Here is a 5,569-nt window from a genome sequence, read left to right as displayed (position 1 = left end):
CTGCTACGAGTAATGTTTGTCACATCAAGCAGCGCTGCAGATGCCTGATTGGTTTTGGAAAGGGGTCGTCACAGGGGTGTGTGGAGGAATCACCCTTAAACTGCTTCAGTGGCTTGCTATGCCGCCGAAAGAAGAGATTCAAAAGTTTTTTGCCAAAAGAGATCCTGGAAAGAATTTTCAGAATTTCAGACTGCAGCATCTTGGCAGGTATGGACACGTGATTCCAACAAGATGGGAGCTAATCAAGGGCAACTTGATCAAAAAGATACAAAGGGATAAGACGCCAAAAAAATACTAGGTTCCATCAATAATTGATGACTCACTCACTTCTCCTTTGAGATGACTCCAAGGGTGACCATGTCTCCCGTATCTCTGTGCTCTTTCACCCGCTGTTGCGGTGTCTTTATTCGCTTCCAGCGACAGAACTTTCTCTGAAACCAAACCCCACGAGTCTCGCCGTCTTTTTTGTAGACCGGATCAAATTCGAATTGGCATTTGATTAGCACAAACTGTTTCACAGGGATGAGCGCTCATGGGGTCTCTTCCCAAAGGTGTTGATCGATAGCAGCAGACCGATGCCAAACAGTGCGCCCGCATTGCTGAACAGCGCTGGAAGGACCTACGCAAACAAGGATGGCAACCGGTGGATCCGGCTTGGGGAGCTGGCATTGAGCTCGCAATCAAAACACACCAAAGTGAATAAACTCACGTAACAACGAGAGTCATTTCTGCATGCCCTGCTCTGTCAGCTCATCTTCAAAGACGTTGAGTCGCGCATTCAAAACACTAGGCATCGGCTTCATAGCATTGATCGTGTTTGGCTCAATACTTAAAGCGGTAACACCGGAGACGCCTGTGCCTGAGGATATAGACAAGACTGAACGCAGAGCCAGTAGTAGCTGAATTATTGATTCACAAGCATTGCTTGTGGAATCAAAGCCATGGAAGAAGCTCTTGAATTTAATCTTCCTTCTTGGCAAATATCCATGCCATCATTCCTTGATTGTCGCTGTTGAGCGAAACAAAAATAAAACTGCCAAGAAATACCAAAGAAGAAACAATTAAAACAACAGCACCTATATTGCTGATTTGAAGATGACCTAATGCCAGGGCTAGAAGCCTGTGCTCGCCTGAGAATAGTTCAAACTCTGACAATAACGAAACAATCCTGCCGAACATCAAGGATGAAAATCGATAATCACAAACTACCTCTTGAGAGCAGGTGGCAGCCACGACTTATCAAGTCTCAACACAGGTGTATCTTTTAAGCCACACAAAATATACAGACACCTCAACCCTAACGAGGGGAAGAGATGTTCATTGACGCTAGCCAGGGACCGGGATAATTCAAAAATCAAAGCACTCTTACTCTGTCAAAAATTGCCGCACATGTGCTGTTACCGCTTTACCCTTGGCTGACTATCTTTTGCGATTACCCGATCAGAACACCAAAAACCCCAACAACAACCATCAGCTCAATAATAGTGAGGCCTGCCTCCACAAAATATTTACTGTTGTTTCTTTTTTAAAAACAAAGACATCTAAATCCACCAAGAACTCACCTCATCCAATCAGTGACACCGACCCTGCAATGCATCAGACGCAAAAAATTAACAACAAATGATGCGTCAACTATGGCGGACAAGTATTAAAATTCAGAATCAAAAAGCACTGTTGCATAAGCATTCTTTCCACCAAAATCGTCCATGACGCAGAAGCTCCTGCCAAACTGGTTCCCACGCGGCACAATCCTCCAGACGAAGCATCAGAACCCTGTCTTAGTCCTATTGGGCGAGGATTGAAATTGGTAGATCGAGGCCAACTATTCACGCACAAAGCCTTATCAAAAAGCAGTAGTTGTAGCGGATGTTTTCTGCGCTTTTCAGCTGACCTGTGGATACGCGGGTCTCTTGGTGTTCGCCGTATTTCTCTAATGCAACCCCAACAGAAGTGAAGATGATTTGGAAACCTTGGGCTTGAGCGTATCGGGCTTCGAGCGTCCAATGCTCGGCGATACGCATGGCTTCCTTGAGGTCTCTGGTTGTTGTGGAACGACGGATCCTGCCTTCGCCTTCTTCCCACAGGAAAAACTGCCAAACCGGGCCTCCCACTGGCTTTCGTGAATAGAGGCTCCCACCACCAGCGACCTGAGTTGCGTTGCAGCCATCAGCCACTCAGTTCCACATGTGGAGCGATTGTGTGACGTCAATCAAAGTGGTTCCACGCCGCAGCTGTGCATCCTGACGTCTTCTGGCTTCTCCAAATCCCCAATCAGAGCCTGGTGTTCTACCAGTGCAAGTTCCTCCAAGCGGGGCACGATCACCGAGCGCTCCCACCGCTGTTCACACATCACCCAGTAGAGACCAAAATGGCGCGCCTCACTCAACAACAAGCTTCCATACAGGTCCTTTAAATCGTCCTCCGGGCTGTGCTCCGCCAACAACGCCATTCGTTCATGGCTGCGGGCTTCGATCAAACCTGCCACCAAAAACGAATCGAGCATCCGCAGCGGCTCCTCTTTGCGAATGTGCTTGGCAAGAAAGCCGCCATATCCCGGGGATGGCAAGGGCTCGAGATAGCGCCCTCGCGCCTGCAACAAGGCAAGCACCTGTTCAAAATGCTCAAGCTCCTCACGCGCCAAAGGACTCAACACTTCCCCCAAGCCTGGTTCGCAGAGATAACGAAACATCAGCTGCACCGCAGAACCCGCTGCTTTGCGCTCGCAATGCGCATGATCAATCAAGACCTCCATCGGTCTCGAAATCGCTTGCTGCACCCAAGACGCACTGGTAGGTGCCGCCAACCAACGAATGCTGGCCACAGAGGTTGAAGCCATCACCCCTCCGCTCCGCTCACAGCGTTTCGCAGGTGGCGGACCAAACCATCCAAGGCCAAGTCGTAACTGACGGGGCCAAAACCACAAATCACGCCAACGGCATGGTCGGCCAGAAATGAACGATGCCGAAATGGTTCACGGGCATGGGTGTTGCTCAAGTGCAGCTCCACATAGGGGATGGCGACCCCCAGCAGGGCATCACGGATTGCAATCGAGGTATGGGTGTAAGCCCCTGCATTGATGAGGATGCCATCCACCTTCCCCATCGCCTGATGAATCCTGTCCACCAGGGCACCTTCAAAATTGCTCTGGAAGCACTCCAGCACTAAGCCATCAGCGCTGGCCCGTTCACTGAGTGCCGTCTCGATCTGATCCAGGGTTTGGCGACCGTAGAGGCCTGGTTCCCTCTGGCCCAGCAGATTGAGGTTGGGGCCGTTGAGCAGCAACAGGTGCATGGCCCGACTCTTAAACATTGGTTGATCGTATCGACAGCCTTGCTGGTAATGTCTGGGGGTGTGGTTCGGGTCGGTGCCCGAGTGGTTAATGGGGGTGGACTGTAAATCCACTGGCTCTGCCTACGTTGGTTCAAATCCAACCCGGCCCATCCACCACACGCCCTTGTAGCTCAGCGGTAGAGCACTCCCTTGGTAAGGGAGAGGTCTCGAGTTCAAGTCTCGACAAGGGCTTCAATCTCACACCTTGATTGGTAGCAGGCCCTTCACAAAACAGGGTTGTGATTCAGTTGCATGCATGGCTGAACCACCAAAACTGAACAACCAGGTCTTATTAACAGCAAACCCTGCACGCGAGGGGAACGCCAAACAGCGTGTTGTCTTCAGAAACAGATCAGGTTGCATTTCCTTTTATCCTGCCAATCATCCGCTTTAGCGAAGTCATAAAAAAGACAAAGCAAGCATGACAACAAACGGAAAAAGAGCTTCCCTTGCATTCACTCAATTGATATCGATGGCGGCAAGGGATAACAATTAAGCCGATTCATGGTCCCAAAAGTGCATGATTTCCATGCATTACCTCCCACAACCTGGGCGAGCCCCATAATCAAGAAACGTTCTATCGATTGGTAACGAGGCTTCTTTCGACGGCTTTTTCTACCAGACACCAGGATCATGGTTAGCCAAGATTTACTTTCTAGTTTTGATGGAATGATATGGCTTCAGTCCGGGAAGAAGGTAGGCACACTCTTTCATCAACACCAAACAACCATCAGTCGGAATCAAAAAAAATGTGCTCAGGTCTTCGGCATTAAACTCAAGAAAGCAAGCAGTATTTGGCAGCCCCAAGGCGATTCTCTCTTGCTTCAGTTAGAGCGAACAGTTCATCAAGAGGCTCGCTTACAAGGAAAATCAAGCTTGAGACTTGATGCCAATCGATGGCTTGACAGTGCCCTTTTCAATCCACCACCACCTGGCTGGCTTATCTCCTCAGCTAAAAACGCCACCAATCCCCACAGCCTGGAGTGCCTACAACAACGCATTATCGATGTTTACCTATGCCCACTTACCGACCTTCCAATAGAGAATCAAGTCCTGAAAAACATTGAAATCAAATCCAAGAAGATTGGTGTTGTCGTGCTTCAAGAACATGCCAACCAAGAAAGAATCTTAGGTCTCATCAACACGCTTAAGCAGGCTTAATCAGCAGAGCGAGTCCAGAAGGTAAAACTCATCCAAGAGCTTTAAACAGGATCGCTGATTGAGGACCAAGTGAATGGCGCCCACCCTGGTAGGTGCCAATCAACGCGCCATCAGTCTTCCAGCCCACTTGCGGAACATCGTGAGCCTCCAGGAGCAAAGCCTTCCGTCGAGAGCGGTTCACCACCACTACCACCCCAGGCGCACGGCCTATGAGGCCATCACTGGCGTGAGCCTGCCAGAAAAGCCCACGCTCACTCAACGCCTCAACCTGTTGGCGAATCTTGGTTAACGCCTTGATCATCGTGCACAAATCATGGGGCCAAGGCTCTTCCCACGGCATCGCCTCGCGACAGGCCGGTTCGGAACCACCCTCCAGGCCCACTTCCGTTCCGTAGTACAGGCAAGGGGCCCCGGGCTGAAGCATCAACATCAGCAACGCCAGAGACAGCGCAGCCACATCTCCTTTCAGGCTGTGCAAGGCCCGGGGCACATCGTGACTATCCAAAAGATTGAGCTGGCACCGATTCACCTCCGGCTCGTACCATCCCTGCGTCTCAGACCAGATCTCAAGCAATGCCTCCGTCTCGAGGGGGCGCAACGGGTACATCGGATTGTGATAACGACGACGCAGGCGAGAGCCAGCCACCCAGCAGAGGCTGCTCCAGCCCAAGCGGTAATTCATCACCCCATCGAAATGCTCCCCTTGCAGCCAGGGCCGGGCATCGCCCCAAATCTCACCCACGATCCAGGCCTCCGGGTTCACCGCCTTCACCATGCGCCGAAAGTCCATCCAAAACTGTGCTGGCACCTCATCGGGAACGTCCAAACGCCAACCGTCGATTCCCCGTTCAAGCCAGTACTTCCCAACAGCTAATAGGTGCTCCTTGACGGGGGCATGGTCGTGGTTGAACTTCGGAAGCGCTGGATCATTCCACCAGCAGCTGTAGCCACAGGCCTGGCCCCTGCGCGGATAGGGCCGCAGCGGCCACTGATGCACATGGAACCACTGGCGATAGGGGGAGCGGTCACCGTTTTCCAGCAAATGATGAAACGCCCAAAAGCCTCGCCCGCAATGGTT

9 protein-coding genes and 2 tRNA genes are annotated in these 5,569 nt (G+C 51.2%); 5 read left to right on the top strand and 6 right to left on the bottom strand.

Features of this window, described 5'->3' with window-relative positions; genetic code table 11:
* The first annotated feature begins 40 nt into the window (after positions 1-40).
* A complete protein-coding gene (locus tag NCN04_RS07190; protein ID WP_048345864.1) occupies positions 41-298 on the top strand; it encodes a hypothetical protein in 258 nt (85 codons plus the stop codon).
* A gap of 211 nt (positions 299-509) precedes the next feature.
* Entirely contained in the window at positions 510-713 is a 204-nt protein-coding gene (locus NCN04_RS10770; RefSeq protein ID WP_502988767.1) for a hypothetical protein, read from the top strand.
* A gap of 9 nt (positions 714-722) precedes the next feature.
* Here NCN04_RS10770 and NCN04_RS07185 read toward each other — a convergent pair whose 3' ends face one another.
* The 5 genes from NCN04_RS07185 to aroQ form a co-directional block, all read right to left on the bottom strand.
* Positions 723-875 (bottom strand): hypothetical protein, encoded by a 153-nt coding sequence (locus NCN04_RS07185; protein ID WP_250395639.1) that lies wholly within the window; start codon positions 873-875, stop codon positions 723-725.
* Positions 876-960: 85 nt separating this feature from the next.
* Positions 961-1,233: a hypothetical protein gene (locus NCN04_RS07180; RefSeq protein ID WP_250395638.1), complete on the bottom strand. Its 273-nt coding sequence runs from the start codon at positions 1,231-1,233 to the stop codon at positions 961-963.
* Between the two features lie 593 nt (positions 1,234-1,826).
* Complete coding sequence (locus tag NCN04_RS07175; protein WP_250395637.1) at positions 1,827-2,174, bottom strand: hypothetical protein; 348 nt, start codon at positions 2,172-2,174, stop codon at positions 1,827-1,829.
* Between the two features lie 35 nt (positions 2,175-2,209).
* On the bottom strand, positions 2,210-2,836 hold the full coding sequence (locus tag NCN04_RS07170; protein WP_048345860.1) for a MiaE family protein: 627 nt from the start codon (positions 2,834-2,836) through the stop codon (positions 2,210-2,212).
* Positions 2,836-3,291: a type II 3-dehydroquinate dehydratase gene (aroQ, locus tag NCN04_RS07165; protein WP_048345859.1), complete on the bottom strand. Its 456-nt coding sequence runs from the start codon at positions 3,289-3,291 to the stop codon at positions 2,836-2,838. Before aroQ ends, NCN04_RS07170 begins: the two co-directional genes overlap by 1 nt.
* Before the next feature lie 67 nt (positions 3,292-3,358).
* On the opposite strand from aroQ, the gene NCN04_RS07160 reads away from it, so the two are divergent.
* From NCN04_RS07160 to NCN04_RS07150, 3 genes are all read left to right on the top strand, one after another.
* A tRNA-Tyr gene (locus tag NCN04_RS07160) sits at positions 3,359-3,440 on the top strand.
* A 10-nt stretch (positions 3,441-3,450) separates the two neighbouring features.
* Positions 3,451-3,522, top strand: a tRNA-Thr gene (locus NCN04_RS07155).
* A 441-nt stretch (positions 3,523-3,963) separates the two neighbouring features.
* The gene (locus tag NCN04_RS07150; RefSeq protein ID WP_250395636.1) at positions 3,964-4,491 is read left to right on the top strand and encodes a hypothetical protein; all 528 of its coding nucleotides are present in this window, start codon (positions 3,964-3,966) and stop codon (positions 4,489-4,491) included.
* Between the two features lie 28 nt (positions 4,492-4,519).
* Here NCN04_RS07150 and NCN04_RS07145 read toward each other — a convergent pair.
* On the bottom strand, positions 4,520-5,569 hold a 1,050-nt coding region (locus tag NCN04_RS07145), incomplete at its 5' end, for an alpha-amylase family glycosyl hydrolase (RefSeq protein ID WP_250395635.1).

This window comes from Synechococcus sp. MU1655 (assembly GCF_023630655.1).
Taxonomy (GTDB): domain Bacteria; phylum Cyanobacteriota; class Cyanobacteriia; order PCC-6307; family Cyanobiaceae; genus Synechococcus_C.
This window is presented reverse-complemented; position numbering and strand designations above follow the sequence as displayed.